Source organism: Cupriavidus sp. FW305-F7, assembly GCF_058782875.1.
Genome location: NZ_JBYSYC010000002.1, coordinates 20,771 through 38,842, shown reverse-complemented (window position 1 = coordinate 38,842; position 18,072 = coordinate 20,771). Strand labels below are relative to the sequence as shown.

The 18,072-nt window shown below is 67.0% G+C and carries 20 protein-coding genes and 1 pseudogene; 13 read left to right on the top strand and 8 right to left on the bottom strand.

Annotated features, from left to right (window positions below; genetic code table 11):
- Positions 1-14 precede the first annotated feature (14 nt).
- The 11 genes and pseudogenes from AC3WL8_RS01960 to AC3WL8_RS01910 all read left to right on the top strand — a co-directional run bounded on the left by AC3WL8_RS01960 (position 15) and on the right by AC3WL8_RS01910 (position 8,993).
- On the top strand, positions 15-905 hold the full coding sequence (locus AC3WL8_RS01960; protein ID WP_114133744.1) for a LysR substrate-binding domain-containing protein: 891 nt from the start codon (positions 15-17) through the stop codon (positions 903-905).
- A gap of 12 nt (positions 906-917) precedes the next feature.
- Positions 918-1,448 carry a GNAT family N-acetyltransferase gene (locus AC3WL8_RS01955; RefSeq protein ID WP_013957922.1) on the top strand — a complete coding sequence of 177 codons (531 nt, stop codon included), beginning with the start codon at positions 918-920 and terminating at the stop codon, positions 1,446-1,448.
- A gap of 252 nt (positions 1,449-1,700) precedes the next feature.
- Entirely contained in the window at positions 1,701-3,215 is a 1,515-nt protein-coding gene (locus AC3WL8_RS01950; RefSeq protein ID WP_153953729.1) for an FAD-linked oxidase C-terminal domain-containing protein, read from the top strand.
- A gap of 8 nt (positions 3,216-3,223) precedes the next feature.
- Positions 3,224-4,141 (top strand): ion transporter, encoded by a 918-nt coding sequence (locus tag AC3WL8_RS01945; protein ID WP_153953728.1) that lies wholly within the window; start codon positions 3,224-3,226, stop codon positions 4,139-4,141.
- A 27-nt stretch (positions 4,142-4,168) separates the two neighbouring features.
- Positions 4,169-5,272 (top strand): glycolate oxidase subunit GlcE, encoded by a 1,104-nt coding sequence (glcE, locus tag AC3WL8_RS01940; protein WP_013957925.1) that lies wholly within the window; start codon positions 4,169-4,171, stop codon positions 5,270-5,272.
- A gap of 42 nt (positions 5,273-5,314) precedes the next feature.
- A complete protein-coding gene (glcF, locus tag AC3WL8_RS01935) occupies positions 5,315-6,568 on the top strand; it encodes a glycolate oxidase subunit GlcF (protein WP_492377798.1) in 1,254 nt (417 codons plus the stop codon).
- Between the two features lie 77 nt (positions 6,569-6,645).
- Entirely contained in the window at positions 6,646-7,023 is a 378-nt protein-coding gene (locus AC3WL8_RS01930; RefSeq protein ID WP_010815044.1) for a CidA/LrgA family protein, read from the top strand.
- Positions 7,020-7,745 carry an LrgB family protein gene (locus AC3WL8_RS01925; protein WP_013957927.1) on the top strand — a complete coding sequence of 242 codons (726 nt, stop codon included), beginning with the start codon at positions 7,020-7,022 and terminating at the stop codon, positions 7,743-7,745. Before AC3WL8_RS01930 ends, AC3WL8_RS01925 begins: the two co-directional genes overlap by 4 nt.
- An 85-nt stretch (positions 7,746-7,830) precedes the next feature.
- Entirely contained in the window at positions 7,831-8,202 is a 372-nt protein-coding gene (locus AC3WL8_RS01920) for a VOC family protein (protein ID WP_018311518.1), read from the top strand.
- 22 nt (positions 8,203-8,224) lie between these two features.
- Positions 8,225-8,824: pseudogene (locus AC3WL8_RS01915) on the top strand (helix-turn-helix transcriptional regulator); the annotation flags it as partial.
- Positions 8,754-8,993 carry a zinc finger domain-containing protein gene (locus AC3WL8_RS01910; protein WP_455423814.1) on the top strand — a complete coding sequence of 80 codons (240 nt, stop codon included), beginning with the start codon at positions 8,754-8,756 and terminating at the stop codon, positions 8,991-8,993. The pseudogene AC3WL8_RS01915 and the gene AC3WL8_RS01910, both read left to right, overlap by 71 nt.
- On the opposite strand, the gene AC3WL8_RS01905 is transcribed toward AC3WL8_RS01910, so the two are convergent.
- Genes AC3WL8_RS01905 through AC3WL8_RS01895 form a run of 3 tightly spaced genes read right to left on the bottom strand, consistent with a single transcriptional unit; the run spans position 8,921 to position 11,680 of the window.
- On the bottom strand, positions 8,921-9,415 hold the full coding sequence (locus AC3WL8_RS01905) for a glutathione peroxidase (RefSeq protein ID WP_018311516.1): 495 nt from the start codon (positions 9,413-9,415) through the stop codon (positions 8,921-8,923). The genes AC3WL8_RS01910 and AC3WL8_RS01905 overlap by 73 nt on opposite strands.
- A gap of 55 nt (positions 9,416-9,470) precedes the next feature.
- The gene (locus AC3WL8_RS01900) at positions 9,471-10,610 is read right to left on the bottom strand and encodes a PilT/PilU family type 4a pilus ATPase (protein WP_013957931.1); all 1,140 of its coding nucleotides are present in this window, start codon (positions 10,608-10,610) and stop codon (positions 9,471-9,473) included.
- A 26-nt stretch (positions 10,611-10,636) separates the two neighbouring features.
- Positions 10,637-11,680 carry a type IV pilus twitching motility protein PilT gene (locus AC3WL8_RS01895; RefSeq protein ID WP_013957933.1) on the bottom strand — a complete coding sequence of 348 codons (1,044 nt, stop codon included), beginning with the start codon at positions 11,678-11,680 and terminating at the stop codon, positions 10,637-10,639.
- A 64-nt stretch (positions 11,681-11,744) separates the two neighbouring features.
- Between AC3WL8_RS01895 and AC3WL8_RS01890 the strand changes: the two genes are divergently transcribed.
- Positions 11,745-12,440, top strand: a complete 696-nt coding sequence (locus AC3WL8_RS01890) for a YggS family pyridoxal phosphate-dependent enzyme (RefSeq protein ID WP_211980272.1) — start codon at positions 11,745-11,747, stop codon at positions 12,438-12,440.
- A gap of 56 nt (positions 12,441-12,496) precedes the next feature.
- Complete coding sequence (proC, locus tag AC3WL8_RS01885; protein ID WP_013957934.1) at positions 12,497-13,333, top strand: pyrroline-5-carboxylate reductase; 837 nt, start codon at positions 12,497-12,499, stop codon at positions 13,331-13,333.
- Between the two features lie 68 nt (positions 13,334-13,401).
- Here the strand turns inward: proC and ubiA are convergent, their stop codons facing one another.
- The 5 genes from ubiA to AC3WL8_RS01860 all read right to left on the bottom strand — a co-directional run bounded on the left by ubiA (position 13,402) and on the right by AC3WL8_RS01860 (position 18,035).
- Positions 13,402-14,259, bottom strand: coding sequence for a 4-hydroxybenzoate octaprenyltransferase (ubiA, locus tag AC3WL8_RS01880; protein ID WP_211980273.1), 858 nt, complete (start codon positions 14,257-14,259; stop codon positions 13,402-13,404).
- A 141-nt stretch (positions 14,260-14,400) separates the two neighbouring features.
- A complete protein-coding gene (locus AC3WL8_RS01875; protein ID WP_010815054.1) occupies positions 14,401-14,886 on the bottom strand; it encodes a Dps family protein in 486 nt (161 codons plus the stop codon).
- A 92-nt stretch (positions 14,887-14,978) separates the two neighbouring features.
- Positions 14,979-15,176, bottom strand: a complete 198-nt coding sequence (locus AC3WL8_RS01870; protein ID WP_153953725.1) for a hypothetical protein — start codon at positions 15,174-15,176, stop codon at positions 14,979-14,981.
- Positions 15,177-15,226: 50 nt separating this feature from the next.
- Positions 15,227-16,669, bottom strand: a complete 1,443-nt coding sequence (locus tag AC3WL8_RS01865) for a catalase (protein ID WP_211980274.1) — start codon at positions 16,667-16,669, stop codon at positions 15,227-15,229.
- A 415-nt stretch (positions 16,670-17,084) separates the two neighbouring features.
- Complete coding sequence (locus AC3WL8_RS01860) at positions 17,085-18,035, bottom strand: LysR substrate-binding domain-containing protein (RefSeq protein ID WP_013957939.1); 951 nt, start codon at positions 18,033-18,035, stop codon at positions 17,085-17,087.
- Positions 18,036-18,072 lie beyond the last annotated feature (37 nt).

The window sequence follows — 18,072 nt, the reverse complement described above, 5'->3', positions numbered from 1 at the left end:
GGCGTACCGGGCAGATGGCCTCCATGTTCAACCGCGTCCCGCCGCTGCACCTGCTGATCGCCTTCGAGGCCGCGGCGCGCCTGGGCAGCTTCGCGCGCGCGGCCGAAGAGCTGTCGGTCACGCCCAGCGCGGTCTCGCACCGCATCAAGAACCTCGAGGAGCTGTGGGGCGAAGACCTGTTCGTGCGCGCCAACGCCGCGCTGCGGCTGACCGCCGCCGGCACGCGCTACCTGCGCAACGTGCAGGACGCGCTCAAGTCGCTCAACGAGCTGGCGCGGCCCGAGTACAACAAGCTGCGCACCCGGCTGCGGGTGGCGATCCCGCCCACCTTCGGGCGCCAGCACCTGGTGCCGCGCCTGCCTGAATTCGGCGCGCTGTATCCGCATATCGACCTCGAGCTGCACCTGGCAATCCCATTCCTGGACGTCAAGGCCGAGGACACCGATGTCGAGATCCGCTACGGCACCGGCCGCTACCCCGACCTGAAGACCACCCGGCTGCTGGTCGAGCCGGTGTTCCCGGCGTGCGGCCGCGAATACTACGAGCGCGTCAACGGCCGCGCCATCACCAAGCCCGAGCACCTGCACGGCCTGGTGCTGCTGCGCAGCCCGCTGGAGCCGTGGAAGCCGTGGTTCGAGACTGCCGGGCTGGACTGGGCCGAGCCGCAGACCGGGCCGCAGTTCAATGACATCGGCCTGATGCTGGAGGCGATCGCGTCCAACCAGGGCGTGGCGCTGGTGCGCCAGCGCATGGCGCGGCACTGGCTGTCGCTGGGGCAGATGGTGCGGCTGCTGGATGTGGAATCGGTCTCGCCGCACGGCTACTACATCGTCGAGCGCGAACAGGCTCCGCTCAAGCCCGAGGCGCGCTATTTCGTCGACTGGCTGCTGAGCCTGGACTGGTAGGAGACCGACCCCATGGAAATCCGTTTGCTGACCCCCGCCGATGCCGCCGCCTTCCAGGCGCTGCGGCTGCAAGGCCTGGCCGAAGCGCCGGAGGCCTTCGCTTCCAGCCTGGAGGAGGAACAGGACCGGCCGCTGGAAGTCGTCGCCGCGCGCCTGGCCGCGACCGAGGGCAAGGCCGTGTTCGGCGCCTTCGTTGACGGCACCGATGACACCGCGCTGGCCGGGGTGGTCGGGGTGATGCGCGAGGAAAACGCCAAGCACCGGCACAAGGCCTTTATCTGGGGCATGTACGTGGCCCCGGGCTGGCGCGACCGCAAGCTCGGCCGCGCGCTGATGGAGCGGGCCATGGAACAGGCCGCCGCCATGCCGGGCGTGCGCCAGGTGACGCTGTGCGTCAATGCCGGCAGCGCGGGCGCGGTGCAGCTGTATGAGTCGCTCGGCTTCGTGCGCACGGGGCTGGAGCCGGATGCGCTGTACGTCGCGCCGCACTTCCACGACAAGCTCGATATGGTCTGCTTCCTGCCGCAGCCGCCGGCACGCTGAGTCCAGACGGGCCGCCTTCCCTGCACCCGCGCCGCGGTGTACGCTGGACTTGCGTCCCATGCCAGGCGTGATTTCCCGCGCAGCCATGATGAGCATTTTTGATCGGCCTGCCATGCGGAATTCACGTCTCCCATGGTGCCCGCGCCAGGTGCCCTGCGCTATAGTCACCCGTCCCCCGCGGCAGGCCCTGCATTGCCGCGACCGGCAGGCCGCGCACCGGCCGCCATCCAGGAGGCCCCAGAGGAGTCGTTCATGAATGCCCCGCACGAAGCCCAAACCATCGCCCCCGACGGCGCCCATGCCACGGCCGAAGGCCGCCGCAGCGCGCTGCTGGCCGGCCTGGCGCAGATCCTGCCGGATGCCGCGCTGCTGTGGAAGCCGGAAGACACCGTCCCCTATGAATGCGACGGCCTGGCCGCGTACCGCCAGGTGCCGATGGCCGTGGCCCTGCCCGACACTGAAGAACAGGTCTGCGCGATCCTGCGCTTGTGCCACAAGCTGGGCGTGCCGGTGGTGCCGCGCGGCGCCGGCACCAGCCTGTCGGGCGGCGCCATGCCAATCGCCGAGGGCCTGGTGCTGTCGCTGGCCAAGTTCAAGCGCATCCTGTCGGTCGATCCGTACTCGCGCACCGCGGTGGTCCAGCCGGGCGTGCGCAACCTGGCGATCTCCGACGCCGCCGCACCCCACAACCTGTACTACGCACCGGACCCGTCCTCGCAGATCGCCTGCACCATCGGCGGCAACGTCAGCGAGAACTCCGGCGGCGTGCACTGCCTGAAGTACGGCCTGACCGTGCACAACGTGCTGCGCGTGCGCGCGGTGACGATGGAGGGCGAGGTGGTGGTGTTCGGCTCCGAGGCCCCCGACTCGCCGGGCCTGGACCTGCTGGCCGTGCTGATCGGCTCCGAAGGCATGCTGGCCGTGGTCACCGAGGTCACGGTGCGCCTCATCCCCAAGCCGCAGCTGGCGCAGGTGATCATGGCCTGCTTCGACGATGTCGAGAAAGGCGGCAACGCCGTGGCCGACGTGATCGCCGCGGGCATCATCCCGGCGGGACTGGAGATGATGGACAAGCCCGCCACAGCGGCAGTGGAGGAATTCGTGCATGCGGGCTATGACCTCGATGCCGCCGCCATCCTGCTGTGCGAGTCCGACGGCACCCCGGAAGAAGTGGCCGAGGAAATCGAGCGCATGAGCGAAGTGCTGAAGGCTTCGGGCTGCACCCGCATCGTGGTCTCGCAGAACGAGGCCGAGCGGCTGCGCTTCTGGAGCGGCCGCAAGAACGCCTTCCCCGCCGCGGGCCGGATTTCGCCCGACTACTACTGCATGGACGGCACCATCCCGCGCAAGCACATCGGCACGCTGCTCAAGCGCATCGAGGAGATGGAGCGCAAGTACGGCCTGCGCTGCATCAACGTGTTCCATGCTGGCGACGGCAATATGCACCCGCTGATCCTGTTCGATGGCTCGGACCAGGACGAATGGCACCGCGCCGAGTTGTTCGGCGCCGACATCCTGGAAACCTGCGTCGAGCTGGGCGGCACCGTCACCGGCGAGCACGGCGTGGGCGTGGAGAAGCTCAACTCGATGTGCGTGCAGTTCTCGCCCGCCGAGCGCGACGCCTTCTTCGGCGTCAAGGCCGCCTTCGACCCGGCGCGGCTGCTCAACCCGGACAAGGCCATCCCCACGCTGGCGCGCTGCGCGGAGTACGGCAAGATGCATGTGAAGCGCGGCCTGCTGCCGCACCCGGAACTGCCGCGCTTCTGAGCCACGCCATGTCCAGCCCACGCCGACGCCAGCAGCAGGAAGCGTTCATCCGCCAGCGCCTGGGCCAGCCCGAGACCGGCTGGCGCCAGCGCTGGTACACCATCATCTTCGAGGCCGATACCCGCGAAGGCCGGCTCTTCGATGTCGCGCTGCTGCTGGCCATTGTCGCCAGCGTGATGGTGGTGATGCTCGACAGCCTGCCCGCGGTGAACAACCGCCTCGGGCAGCTGTTCACCGTGCTGGAATGGATGTTCACGCTGTTCTTCACGGCCGAGTACATGATGCGCATCCTGGTGGTGCGCCGGCCGTGGCGCTATGTGTTCAGTTTCTACGGCATCATCGACTTCGTCTCGATCATGCCAACCTGGCTGGCTTTCTTCCTGCCCGAGCTGCATTTCCTGATCGATGTGCGCCTGTTGCGGCTGCTGCGCGTGTTCCGGATCCTGAAGCTGACCGTGTACTTCGAGGAAGCCGAGATCCTGTACCGCGCGCTGGTCAACAGCCGGCGCAAGATCTTCGTGTTCCTGGGCACGGTGTTCATCATCACGGTGATCCTGGGCACGGTGATGTACGTGGTGGAAGGTCCGCAGCACGGTTTCACCAGCATCCCGGTCAGCATGTACTGGGCGGTGGTGACGCTGACCACCACGGGCTTCGGCGACATGGTGCCCAAGACTCCGCTGGGGCAGTTCATCACCTCGCTGACCATCCTGCTGGGCTACGGCATCATCGCCTTCCCCACCGGCATCGTCGGCGCCGAGCTGGCCGCCAGCATCCTGAAGCGGCCGCTCACCACGCGCACCTGCACCCATTGCCTGACCGAGGGCCACGAACCCGACGCCGGCTACTGCAAGCATTGCGGCAGCCAGCTGCCCGAATACCAGAACGACCGGCCGGAAGTGCCCGGCGGACCTGCCGGCTCCTGAGCCGGCCTTCCCTACCCCACGACGCATATGCAAGCCACCCTCGACGCCATCCGCGACGCCGTCAGGCAAGCCACCGAGACCCGCACCGCGCTGCGGCTGCGCGGCGGCGGCAGCAAGGACTTCTACGGCCAGCCCGCCGCGGGCCAGCTGCTGGACACGCGCGCCTATGCCGGCATCGTCGAATACGACCCGGCCGAGCTGGTGATCACCGCGCGCTGCGGCACGCCGCTGACCGAGATCGAGGCGGCGCTGGCCGAAAAGCGCCAGATGCTGGCCTTCGAGCCGCCCCATTTCGCACTGCCGGGCCAGCCCAGCACCGCGACGCTGGGCGGCGCCGTGGCCGCGGGATTGTCGGGCCCGCGCCGGCAGTCGGTGGGCGCGCTGCGCGACTTCATGCTGGGCGCGCAGCTGATGGACGGCCGCGGCGAGGTGATGGACTTCGGCGGCCAGGTGATGAAGAACGTGGCAGGCTATGACGTGTCGCGGCTGCTGGCGGGCTCGCTCGGCACGCTCGGGCTGATCCTGCAGGTATCGGTCAAGGTGCTGCCGGCACCGTTCGACGAGGCCACGCTGCGCTTCGAGCTGGCGCAGGCCGATGCCATCCGGCAACTGAACCAGTGGGGCGGCCAGCCGCTGCCGCTGGCGTCTTCGGCCTGGCACGCGGGCGTGCTGCATGTGCGCCTGGCCGGCGCCACCGCCGCGGTGCGTGCCGCGTGCGCCAGGCTGGGCGGCGAGCGCGTGGACGCTGCAGAAGCCGCGGCGCTGTGGCAAACGCTGCGCGAGCAGACCCACCCGTTCTTCGCCCCCGCCCAGGCGGGCCGCGCGCTGTGGCGCCTGGCGGTGCCCACCATCGCCGCGCCGCTGGAGCTGCCCGGTTCACAACTGATCGAATGGGGCGGCGGCCAGCGCTGGTGGCTGCCCGAGGACGGCACTGACAAGACCGATGCCGAAAGCGTGCGCGCCGTGGCGCAAGCCGCCGGCGGCCATGCCACGCTGTTCCGCAACGGCGACAAGTCAGTGGGCGTGTTCACGCCGCTGGCCACGCCGCTGGCCGCGATCCACCGCCGCCTGAAAGAGACCTTCGACCCGGCCGGCATCTTCAACCCGCAGCGCATGTACCCCGGGCTCTGATCCGGCAGGTCCAGACAACCCCAGGCACAACCTCCCCACACCATGCAAACGAACCTGGCCGATTTTCTTCGCAACACGCCCGAAGGCGAGGAAGCCAAATCCATCGTCGGCAATTGCGTGCATTGCGGCTTCTGCACCGCCACCTGCCCCACCTACCAGTTGCTCGGCGATGAGCTGGACGGCCCGCGCGGGCGCATCTACCTGATGAAGCAGGTGCTGGAAGGCCATGCCATCACCGAAAGCACGCGCCTGCATCTGGACCGTTGTCTGACCTGCCGCAACTGCGAATCGACCTGCCCGTCGGGCGTGCGCTACGGCCGCCTGGTCGATATCGGCCGCAAGCTGGTCGACGACAAGCTCGAGGCCGAAGGCGTGCGGCGCCCCGCCCGCGAGCGCATCGCGCGCTGGGTGCTGCGCGAGGGGCTGACGCGCCCGGCGCTGTTCGGCACGGCGCTGCGCCTGGGCCAGATGGTGCGGCCGCTGCTGCCGGGCACGCTGCGCAACAAGGTGCCGGCGCAGTCCAGCACCGCCGCGCCCGGCACGTGGCCGCGCAATGTGCATGCACGCAAGATGTTGTTGCTCGACGGCTGCGTGCAGCCGGCAATGTCGCCCAACATCAATGCCGCCACCGCGCGCGTGTTCGACCGTGTCGGCGTACAACTGCTGGTGGCGCTCGAAGCCGGCTGCTGCGGCGCGATCCGCTTCCACACCGGCGACCACGACGGCGGCCTCGACAATATGCGCCGCAATATCGACGCCTGGTGGCCGCATATCGAGGACGGCGCCGAAGCCATCGTGATGACCGCCTCGGGCTGCGGCGCGATGGTCAAGGACTACGGCCACCTGCTGCGCGACGATCCGAAGTACGCCGAGCGCGCCCGCCGCGTATCGGCGCTGACGCGCGACCTGTCCGAAGTCTTGCCGGACTTTGCCGACGAGCTGCACAGCCTGGCCGGCGCGGTCCCGCGCGACAACCGGCGCGTGGCTTACCACCCGCCCTGCACGCTGCAGCACGGCCAGCAGATCCGCGGCAAAGTCGAAGCGCTCTTGACCGGCCTCGGCGTCGAAGTCAAACTCTGCGCTGACAGCCACCTGTGCTGCGGCTCGGCAGGCACTTATTCGGTGTTGCAGCCGGAACTGGCCTACCGCCTGCGCGACGACAAGCTCGCCAAACTGCAGGCCACGCAGCCCGAAGCCATCGTCTCGGCCAATATCGGCTGCATCTCGCACCTGCAGAGCGGCACCGGCACCCCGGTGATGCACTGGATCGAACTGGTCGACAAGATGCTCGGCTAGCGCGGGCGGGCAGCATGGGCGGCAGCGCGCATCCTTCCGGACGCGCGCCGCGCACCTGCGACCAAACGCCACGCCCCATGCTCCAGACCTTTGCAATCCTGTTGGTTTTCCAGTCCGTCGGTGAGGTGATCAGCTACGCGCTGACCCTGCCGGTGCCCGGCCCCGTGCTGGGCATGATCCTGCTGTTCGGCTGGCTCGTCTTCGATGACCGCCTGCTGCCCATCATCCAGGGCACCACATCTGAACTGCTCAAGCACCTGTCGCTGCTGTTCGTGCCGGCCGGCGTCGGCATCATGGTCCATGCCAACCGCATCGAGGGCGAATGGATGCCGATCCTGGTGGCGCTAGTGGTGTCCACCTGGCTGGCCATCGCCACCACCGCCGTGGTCACGCGCATGCTGATGCGCAAGCGCGCCGATGTCCCGCCCGCCGATGCGAAAGGAGAGCAGGCATGATGACGCCCCGCCTCAACGAGATCTGGGTCTACCTGGCCGCAAGCCCGCTGGTCGGGCTGACCGCTACGCTGCTGGCCTACGTCTTTGCCTTCCGCATCTATGAGCGTTCGCGCTTCTCGCCGCTGGCCAACCCGGTGATGATCGCGGTGGCGCTGCTGGTCACGGTGCTGACCGTCACCGGCACGCCCTACAAGACCTACTTCGACGGCGCGCAGTTCGTGCACTTCCTGCTGGGACCGGCCACGGTGGCGCTGGCGGTGCCGCTGTACCTGCAACTGCCCAAGCTGCGCACCCATGTGTTCCCGCTGCTGGCGGGGCTGGTGGCGGGCTCGGTGGTGGCCGTGGTGTCGGCAGTGGGCATTGCCTGGCTGCTGGGCGCATCGCCCGAGACCGTGCGCTCGCTCGCGCCCAAGTCGGTGACGATCCCAATCGCCATGGGCGTGGCCGAGAAGATCGGCGGGCTGCCGTCGCTGACGGCGGTGCTGGTGATGGCGACCGGCATCATCGGCGCGATCAGCGCCACCAGCGTGCTGAACCTGCTGCGCATCCGCGACTACAGCGTGCGCGGCTTCGCCACCGGCGTGGCGGCGCACGGCATCGGCACCGCGCGGGCCTTCCAGGTCAACCAGGAAGCTGGCGCCTTTGCCGCGCTGGGCATGGGCCTGAACGGCGTGCTGACGGCAATCATGGTGCCGGTGATGGCGGCGTGGATGCCGCACTGACACGCTCCTGACAGGACGCTGTCAGCAGCCCCCGCGCATGATGCGAACTCCTCACTCCCCTTCACTTGGAACCAAGGAGTCTGTCATGAGCAACCGTCTGATCAACTGGCTGGAAATCCCCGTCGTCGACATGAACCGCGCGGTCGGCTTCTACGAGCAGGTGTTCGATATCCAGCTGCGCCGCGAGACCATGAGCCAGGTCGACATGGCCGTGTTCCCCCACCCCGACCCGGGCGGCGCGCTGGTGGCCGGCGAAGGCTACCGCCCCAGCAACTACTACGGCGCGGTGCCATACCTGCATGCGCCGGAACTGGATGTGCTGCTGGAGCGCGCCGCGCGCGCCGGCGGCAAGACCGTGTTCGGGCCGCTGCGCCTGCCGGGCGAGATCGGCCGCATCGCCCATATCACCGACAGCGAAGGCAACCGCATCGGGCTGCACGAGCCCGTGGCCGGTTGACCCCGATGGCTAGCCACCCCCGATGAGCCGCCGCGCCGACCGCCTGTTCCAGATCGTGCAGGTGCTGCGCGGCCGCCGCCTGACCACGGCGGCACTGCTGGCGCAGCGGCTCGGGGTGTCGGAACGCACCGTCTACCGTGATATCCAGGCGCTGTCGCTGTCAGGCGTGCCGGTCGAGGGCGAGGCCGGCATCGGCTACCGGCTGCGCGCCGACTTCGATGTACCGCCGCTGATGTTCACCGCCATGGAAGTGGAAGCGCTGGTGGCCGGCCTGCGCCTCCTGAAAGCCTGGGGCGGCGGCGCGCTGGCCGCCGCGGCCGATCCCGCGCTGGAAAAACTGATGGCTGCGCTGCCGCCGCCGCGCCGGCTGGCAGCGCAGCAAAGCCGCGTGTTCGCGCCGGAATACGTCAACCAGGCGCATGTGCGCGAAGTCTTCGACGTGGTGCACGGCGCGCTGGGCGAGCAGAAATTGCTGCTGCTCGACTACTGCGACGTGCAGCAGCGCATCACCGAACGCGTGGTGATGCCGCTGGGCCTGTTCTTCTGGGGCAATGCCTGGCTGCTGGCGGCGTGGTGCACCACGCGCTCGGACTACCGCAGCTTCCGGCTGGACCGCTGCCGCGCCATCCGCATGCTGGACGACCATTTCCACGAAACGCCCGACCGCTCGCTCAACGGCTTTTTGCGCGCGGTGCGCGCCAGCGGCACCTAGTCCTGCTCAGGCAGCCGGGTCGGACAGCAGCTTCTCGATATCGGCGCGCAGCTCATCGGGCTTGGTGGTCGGCGCATAGCGCTTGAACACCGTGCCGTCGCGGCGCAGCAGGAACTTGGTGAAGTTCCATTTGATGCCCTGGGTACCGAGCACGCCACGCTTTTCCGTGGTCAGCCACTGGTACAGCGGATGGGCGTCGGCGCCGTTCACGTCGATCTTGGCGAACATCGGGAAGCGCACCGCAAAGCGCGTTTCGCAGAACTGGCCGATCTGCTGCGCATCGCCCGGCTCCTGCTTGCCGAACTGGTTGCACGGGAAGCCCAGCACCTCCAGGCCGCGCCCGTGGTATTCGTCATAGAGCTTCTGCAGGCCCTCGTACTGCGGCGTGAACCCGCATTCGCTGGCGGTGTTGACGACCAGCATCACCTTGCCCTGGAACTGCGACAGCGGTACCGGCTGGCCGGCCAGCGAGTTGGCTTCGAACTGGTAGACATTGCTCATGGCAGACTCCTCTAGGTAGCCCAAGCATACCGCCATGCGCACTGGCGTGCACGAATCAGATGACGTTGAGATGCTCGGTGCCGGCACCCAGGTCGGTATCCTTGGCGCTCGCGCTGTGCAGCTTGATCATCAGGCGCAGGTCGTTGAGCGAGTCGGCGTTGCGCAGCGCGTCCTCGTAGGTGATCTTGCCTTCCTCGTACAGGTCGAACAGCGCCTGGTCGAACGAGACCATGCCCTGCTCGCGCGACTTCTTGATGACTTCCTTGAGCTCGTGGATCTCGCCCTTGAAGATCAGGTCGGCCACCAGCGGCGTGCCGATCATGATCTCCACCGCCGGCACCCGCCCTTTGCGGCCCGCGCGCGGCAGCAGGCGCTGCGAGATCATCGCCTTCAGGTTCAGCGACAGGTCGATCAGCAGCTGCTGGCGCTTTTCCTCGGGGAAGAAGTTGACCACGCGGTCGATCGCCTGGTTGGCGTTGTTGGCGTGCAGCGTGGCCAGGCACAGGTGGCCGGTCTCGGCGTACTGCATCGCGTACTCCATGGTCTCGCGATCGCGGATTTCGCCGATCAGGATCACGTCGGGCGCCTGGCGCAACGTGTTCTTCAGCGCCACGTGCCAGGACTCGGTATCGATGCCGACCTCGCGCTGCGTGACGATGCAGTTCTGGTGCGCGTGCACGTACTCGATCGGATCCTCGATGGTGATGATATGGCCGTACGAATGCGCGTTGCGGTGATCCAGCATTGCCGCCAGCGTGGTCGACTTGCCCGAGCCGGTGGCACCGGTCACGATCACCAGCCCGCGCTTGGCCATCACCACCTCATGCAGCGTAGCCGGCAGGTCCAGGTCGGCCACCGAGGGGATGCGCGTATTGATGGTGCGCACCACCATGCCGGCCTTGCCCTGCTGGATAAAGGCCGACACGCGGAAGCGCCCGGCCTTGGGCGCGGTGATCGCGAAATTGCATTCGCGGCTGGTGTCGAAGTCCTGCACCTGGCGCTCGTTCATCACCGAGCGCACCAGGCCCAGCGCCTGGGTCGGGTTCAGCGGCTGCTGCGACACCGGCTTGATCTTGCCGTCGACCTTGATCGCCGGCGGGAAGTCAGAAGTGATGAACAGGTCAGAGCCGCGGTTGCTGACCATCAGCTCCAGCAGGTCGTTGATGTACTTGGCGGCGGATTCGCGATCGAGCATGGCGGTGTCCTGCTAGGGAGCGGGCCTCAGCCCATGAACGCGTCGGGGTTCTTCGCGATGGCGCGCGCGTCGTTGTAGCTGATGACGCTGCGCTTGATCAGGTCAGACAGGCACTGGTCCAGCGTCTGCATGCCCAGCCCGCTGCTGGTCTGCATCATCGAGTACATCTGCGCGATCTTGTTCTCGCGGATCAGGTGGCGGATCGCGGGCGTGGCGATCATGATCTCGTGCGCGGCGGTGCGGCCATTGCCGTCGCGCGTCTTCAGCAGCGTCTGCGAGATCACCGCCTCCAGCGATTCCGACAGCATGGTGCGCACCATGTCCTTCTCTTCGGGCGGGAACACATCGACCACCCGGTCGATGGTCTTGGCCGCGGAGCTGGTGTGCAGCGTGCCGAAGACCAGGTGGCCGGTCTCGGCCGCGGTCAGCGCCAGGCGGATGGTTTCCAGGTCGCGCAGCTCACCCACCAGGATCACGTCCGGGTCTTCACGCAGTGCCGAGCGCAGCGCGTTGGCAAACGAATGCGTATGCGGCCCCAGCTCGCGCTGGTTGATCAGGCTCTTCTTGGAGCTGTGCACGAATTCGATCGGGTCCTCCACCGTGAGGATGTGGCCCATGTCGCTTTCGTTGCGATGGTCGACCATCGCCGCCAGCGTGGTGGACTTGCCCGAGCCGGTCGGGCCCGTTACCAGCACCAGCCCGCGCGGCTTCATGCACAGGTCGGCAAACACCGCGGGCGCGCGCAGCTCTTCGAGCGTGAGCACCTTGGAGGGAATGGTACGGAACACCGCGGCGGCGCCGCGCTGGGTGTTATAGGCATTGACCCGGAAGCGGGACAGGCCGGCGATCTCGAACGAGAAATCGATTTCGAGGCGTTCTTCGTAGGCCTTGCGCTGGGTGTCGCTCATGATGTCGTACACCATGGCGTGGACATCCTTGTGCGTCATCGAGGCGACGTTGATCCGGCGCATGTCGCCGTGGATCCGCACCATCGGCGGCATGTCCGCGGAGAGATGAAGATCAGACGCCTTGTTCTTGACAGCGAAAGCCAATAGCTGCGCGATGTCCATCTATAATGACCCCACCCTGAGTTATCAGTACTTTGCGTACTTTCTTTTGTATGTTCGCCGGATTATGTCTGTAATTGCCGCCAACTTGCAAGCCGTTCACCAGCGCATCGCGGCGGCCGCACAACAAGCCGGCAGACAGCCCACGGACATCGCCCTGCTGGCCGTTTCCAAGACCGTTTCCCCCGACCGCATAAGGGCCGCATACGCCGCCGGACAGCTTGCCTTCGGCGAAAACTACGTCCAGGAAGGCGTCGACAAGATCGCCGCGCTGGCCGACCTGCGCCACCGCCTGCAATGGCATTTCATCGGTCCGCTGCAAAGCAACAAGACCCGGCTGGTGGCGGAGCATTTCGACTGGGTGCACGCCGTCGACCGGCTCAGGATCGCCGAGCGGCTGTCGGCCCAGCGCCCGGCCGGCATGGCGGCGCTGCAGGTCTGCATCCAGGTCAATATCAGCGGCGAAGCCAGCAAGAGCGGCGTCGCCCCGGCAGAGGTACCCGCCCTGGCACATGCTGTCGCCGCGCTGCCCGGCCTGCGTCTGCGCGGGCTAATGGCCATCCCCGAGCCTGAGGACGACCTCGCCGCGCAGCGCCGCCCGTTCGCGGCCATGCGCGCCATGCTGCAGGCGCTGCGCGCCGACGGCCTGGACCTCGACACCCTGTCGATGGGCATGTCGGGCGACATGGAAGCCGCCATCGCCGAGGGCGCCACGCTGGTGCGGATCGGCACCGCCATTTTTGGAGCGCGCCAGTACCCGTAGCCCAGTCATTTTCCCTGCAAGCCCAGTCCATTCCCTTCAAGCCCCAACGGATCCCCATGCTCGATACCCTTACCTTTGGCTTTCTCGGCGGCGGCAACATGGCCACCGCACTGATCGGCGGCCTGATCGCCCGCGGCGTGCCGGCCGGCTCGATCCGCGTGGTCGACCCCTTCCCCGAGGCCCAACAACGCCTGGCGCGCGACCTCGGCGTGCATGCCGCCGGGGCGCCGGATGCCGCCTTCGGCGCCAGCGACGTGCTGGTGCTGGCAGTCAAGCCGCAGCAGTTCCGCGACGCCGCGGCGCAGCTGCTGCCGATCCTGCCGGCCAGCGGCAAGGGCAACCTGGTGATCAGCGTGGCCGCCGGCATCCGGCTGCAGGACATGCAGCGCTGGCTGGACGGGCGCACCCGGCTGGTGCGGGCGATGCCGAATACGCCGGCGCTGGCTGGCATGGGCATGACGGGGCTGGCCGCCCCGGCCGGGCTGTCGGCCGAAGACCGCGCGATTGCCAGCGCCGTGGCCGAGGCCGTCGGCAAATGCGTGTGGGTGGATGGGGATGACCAGATCGATGCGGTCACCGCCATTTCCGGCAGTGGGCCGGCCTATGTCTTCTACTTTATCGAGGCGATGGAACGCGCTGCCACGGAGCTGGGCCTTACCGCGGAGCAAGGCCGCGAACTGGCGGTGGAGACCTTCCGTGGCGCTGCTACCCTGGCCGGGCAGTCTTCCGAGCCGGTGTCAACGCTGCGTGAGCGCGTGACGTCCAAGGGCGGCACCACCTATGCGGCGCTGACGTCGATGGAGGCTTCGGGAATTGGTGACGCGTTCGTGCGCGCGATGCGTGCCGCCGCGGCGCGGGGCAAGGAGATGGGGGCGGAGTTCGGGAAGGATTGAGCCCTATCTTGCCCGACTGTTTGCTCCCTCTCCTGCAAGCGGGAGGGGAGCAAACCGGCAGGATTTAATCACCGAATCGCATAAGCCACCGCCGTCCCCGCAAACACACAAGCCCCCAGCCAGTTGTTATGCCGGAACGCCGCGAAACACCGCATCCGGTCCCGATCGCGAATCAGCGTGTAGTGATACCCGGCGCAACCCGCCGCCGCCACCAGCCCCACCCAGTAAGGCCACCCCAGCCCCAGCAGCACCCCCGCCCACGCCATCAGCGCCAGGAAGGCAGCGTAGCAGAGCATGATCGCCGCCACGTCGAAGCGGCCAAAGGTAATGGCTGAAGTCTTCATGCCGATCAGGAGATCGTCGTCGCGATCGACCATCGCATACGCCGTGTCATACGCCACCGCCCAGAACACATTGGCCAGCAGCATCATCCACGCCACCGGCGGCACCTGGTCCTGGATCGCGGCAAAGGCCATCGGGATACCAAAGCCAAACGCGATGCCAAGATAAGCCTGCGGAATCGCAAAGAAGCGCTTGAAGAACGGGTAAGTGCCCGCCACCACCGCCGCCACCACCGCCAGCCATTTGGTCAGCGCATTGAGCGGCAGCACCAGCGCAAAGGCCACCAGCGCCAGCACGGCGGCCACGGCCAGCGCTTCCCATGCGGCGATCTTGCCCGCGGTCAGCGGCCGCTCCCTGGTGCGCTTGACGTGCTTGTCGAAGTCGCGGTCGGCCCAGTCGTTGATGGCGCAGCCAGCCGAGCGCATCAGGAAGGTGCCCGCCACGAAGATCCAGAACAGCCCCCATGCCGGCGGCCCGCCCGCGGCCATCCACATGGCCCACTGCGTCGGCCACAGCAGCAGCAGCGTGCCGATCGGCTTGTCGATGCGCACCAGGCGCGCGTAGAGGGAAAGGCGTTCAAGCATGGGCGTGGGCGGCAACGGCGAGAGGGTCTGCACAGCGCGGATCCGGGAAGGAGGATTCAATGAAAACGCGCCGCAGCCCGGACGGTTGCGACGCGCAGTGCCGGCCGCCACTGAAGGGCAGCCGGAGGTGGCCGGCAGGCCTCAGGCCAGCATCGCGCGCAGCATCCACGCGGTCTTTTCATGCGTCTGCATGCGCTGGGTCAGCAGGTCGGCCGACGGCTCGTCGCCGGCGGCGTCGATCACCGGGAAGAGCGAGCGCGCGGTGCGCACCACGGCTTCCTGGCCTTCGACCAGCTTGCGGATCATTTCGGTGGCCTCGGGCACGCCCTCTTCCTCCGCGATCGACGACAGGCGGGCGTATTCCTTGTAGGTGCCCGGTGCCGGGTAGCCCAGCGCGCGGATACGCTCGGCGATCGAGTCCACGGCGAGCGCCAGCTCGGTGTACTGGGTCTCGAACATCAGATGCAGCGTATTGAACATGGGACCCGTCACGTTCCAGTGGAAGTTATGGGTCTTGAGGTAGAGGGTGTAGGTGTCCGCCAGCAGCTTGGACAGGCCTTCCGCGATCTTCTTGCGGTCCTTGTCGGAAATACCGATATTCACGCTCATCTCATTCTTCTTTGCCATGGTAAATACACTCCGTTCTGGTAAAGCCACGAGGGGCGCCGCCGGGCTTGCCATGTTTCGGGGCCGGGCGGCGCAGTACCCGCATTATTGCATCAGCTGGCGATCCCGGCCAAACCCCGGGCCACCTCGCTGAACATCACGGCCGCGCCGAGCACGATCACGGCGGCGCCGATTTCCTTGCGCCACAGCTTGTGGCGCAGCCGCGCGGCGTCGGCGCGCCCGGGCTGGTCGTGCCCGTCGTGCCACAGCTGCCGCCACTCGTCGATAAACAACCGGATCATCGCCATCATCGTTCTCCGCGGCGCGGCAGCCCGCCAGGGGCGCCGCGCCAGGCTGCCGCTTACTTCAGATTGAGCGCGCGCTTCACGCCCTCGCCGTAGGCCGGGTCGGCCTTGGTGAAGTGCTCCAGCTGCACGCGCACGATCGCCTCAGGCACGCCCTGCATGGCCGCCGCGATATTGGCGAACAGGCGCTGGCGCTGGCCCTCGTCGAACAGGCGGAACAGCGCGCCGGGCTGGCTGTAGTAGTCCGGGTCGACGCGGTGGTCCCAGTGGTCGGCGGCGCCATCCAGTGCCAGCGGCGGCTCGATCGCGCGTTCGCTGGCGGCGTAGGCGCTTTCGCGGTTGGGCTCATAGTTGAGCTTGCCGCCCTGGTTGCCGTCCACGCGCATCGCGCCGTCACGGTGGAAGCTGTTGTGGAACGGGCATTTCGGCGCATTCACCGGGATCTGGTTGTGGTTGATCCCCAGGCGGTAGCGCTGCGTGTCGCCGTACGAGAACAGCCGCCCCTGCAGCATCTTGTCGGGCGAGAAGCCGATGCCCGGCACGATATTGGCCGGATTCATCGCCACCTGCTCGACCTCGGCAAAGTAGTTGTCCGGGTTGCGGTTGAGCTCGAGCACGCCCACGTCGATCAGCGGGTAGTCCTTGTGCGGCCAGACCTTGGTCAGGTCGAACGGATTGATGTGGTACTTGGCCGCATCGGCCTCCGGCATGACCTGCACGCGCAGGTTCCAGCGCGGAAAATTGCCTTGCTCGATGTTCTCGAACAGGTCGCGCTGCGCGCTTTCGCGGTCCGTTGCCACGACCTTGGCCGCTTCTTCATTGGTCCAGTTGGCGATGCCCTGCTGCGACTTGAAGTGGAACTTGACCCAGAAGCGCTCGTTGTTGGCGTTGATGAACGAGTACGTGTGCGAGCCGAAGCCGTGGATCTGGCGGTAGTTCTGCGGCAGGCCGCGGTCGCTCATCAGGATGGTGACCTGGTGCAGCGATTCCGGATGGCGCGACCAGAAGTCCCACACCGCGATCGGGTCGCGCAGGTTGGTGCGCGGATTCCGCTTCTGCGTGTGGATAAAGTCCGGGAATTTGAGCGGGTCGCGCACGAAGAACACTGGGGTGTTATTGCCGACCACGTCCCAGTTGCCTTCGTCGGTGTAGAACTTGATCGAGAAACCGCGCACGTCGCGCTCGGCATCGGCCGCGCCGCGTTCGCCGGCCACGGTCGAGAAGCGGATGAACAGCGGCGTTTCCTTGCCGACCTGGGCAAAGACCGAAGCCTTGGTGTACCTGGTGATGTCGTGGGTGATCCTGAGCGTGCCATAGGCGCCGGAGCCCTTGGCATGCACGCGCCGCTCGGGGATGACCTCGCGGTCGAAGTGGGCCAGCTTTTCGAGGAACCAGACATCCTGCAGCAGCATCGGGCCGCGCGGGCCTGCCGTCTGCGAGTTCTGGTTATCGGCGACGGGTGCGCCGGCGGCAGTGGTAAGGGTGTCCTTCTTGCTCATCTTTTCCTCTTGGTGGGTAGGCTGAAAGGGATCGCTGCGTCAGAGCGCGGCGGCATAGCAGGCAAGGCAATCGAGCAGGCAGCGCCCCATGCGGAGGGGAATCGGGCGCTTGTTGGTTGTTGTTCGAGAGAACTGGACGCTGGTGCTCATCATCGGATCCTGTCCCAGGTCGATGCCATCTGCACCGACACGAGTCAGCCTACCAATGATCTATCGAATTGAGAATTCAATTATTTGTACCTATGCATTAGGTCAAATCTATCGGGGATTTCTGCAACTTATCGCAGCGGAAAATGACCGCCCGAAGACTCCGCCCGAAGACAGGTAGCGCCGTGGCGGGGCCGGAAATGACGACGGCCGCAGCGGAATCTCCGGTGCGGCCGTGGGAATTGCCGGTACTGCAGGGGTAAGACAATCAGGCCGCTTCGGCCAGCTCCTTGGCGTCCAGCTTGCGCACGCCGGCCAGCTCGCACGCAGCCACGGCGTTGGCCAGCGCTTCCATGGCCGGCAGGCGGGTGAAGCTTTTGCGCCAGGCCAGCACCACGCGCCGGTCGGGCACCGGATCGGAGAACGGCACATAGGACAGCATGTCACCCTTGGCCTTCAGGTCGGGCACCGAGGTGCGCGGCAGCACGGTGATGCCAACCCCGCTGGCCACCATATGGCGGATGGTTTCCAGCGACGAGCCCTCGAAGGTCTTCTGGATGCCGTCGGCCGCCTGCGAGAAGCGCGACAGCTCCGGGCACACGCCCAGCACATGGTCGCGGAAGCAGTGGCCGCTGCCCAGCAGCAGCATGGTCTGCTGCTTCAGTTCATCGGGGTCGATGGAGTGCGCCTGCGCCAGCTGGTGGCCGCGCGGCACGGCGACGACAAAGGGTTCATCGTAGAGCGGGCGCACCGTCAGGCCCGAATCCGCGAACGGCTCGGCCATCACCGCGCAGTCGATCTCACCCTGCTTGAGCAGCTCGATCAGCTTGTGGGTGTAGTTCTCCTGCAGCATGAGCGGCATCTGCGGCACGGTCTCGATCATCTGCTTGACCAGCGACGGCAGCAGGTACGGCCCGATGGTGTAGATCACGCCCACGCGCAGCGGGCCCGCCAGCGGGTCCTTGCCCTGCTTGGCGATCTCGCGGATGGCCATGGTCTGCTCAAGCACGCGCTGGGCCTGCGCCACGATCTGCTCGCCGACCGACGTCACCGACACCTCGGAGGTGCCGCGCTCGAAAATCTGCACGTTGAGTTCGTCTTCCAGCTTCTTGATCGCGACCGACAGCGTCGGCTGCGACACAAAGCAGGCTTCGGCGGCCCGGCCGAAATGGCGCTCGCGCGCCACGGCGACGATGTACTTGAGTTCGGTGAGCGTCATGACTTATCAATTTGCGGTAGGCGATAGATTTTACCTT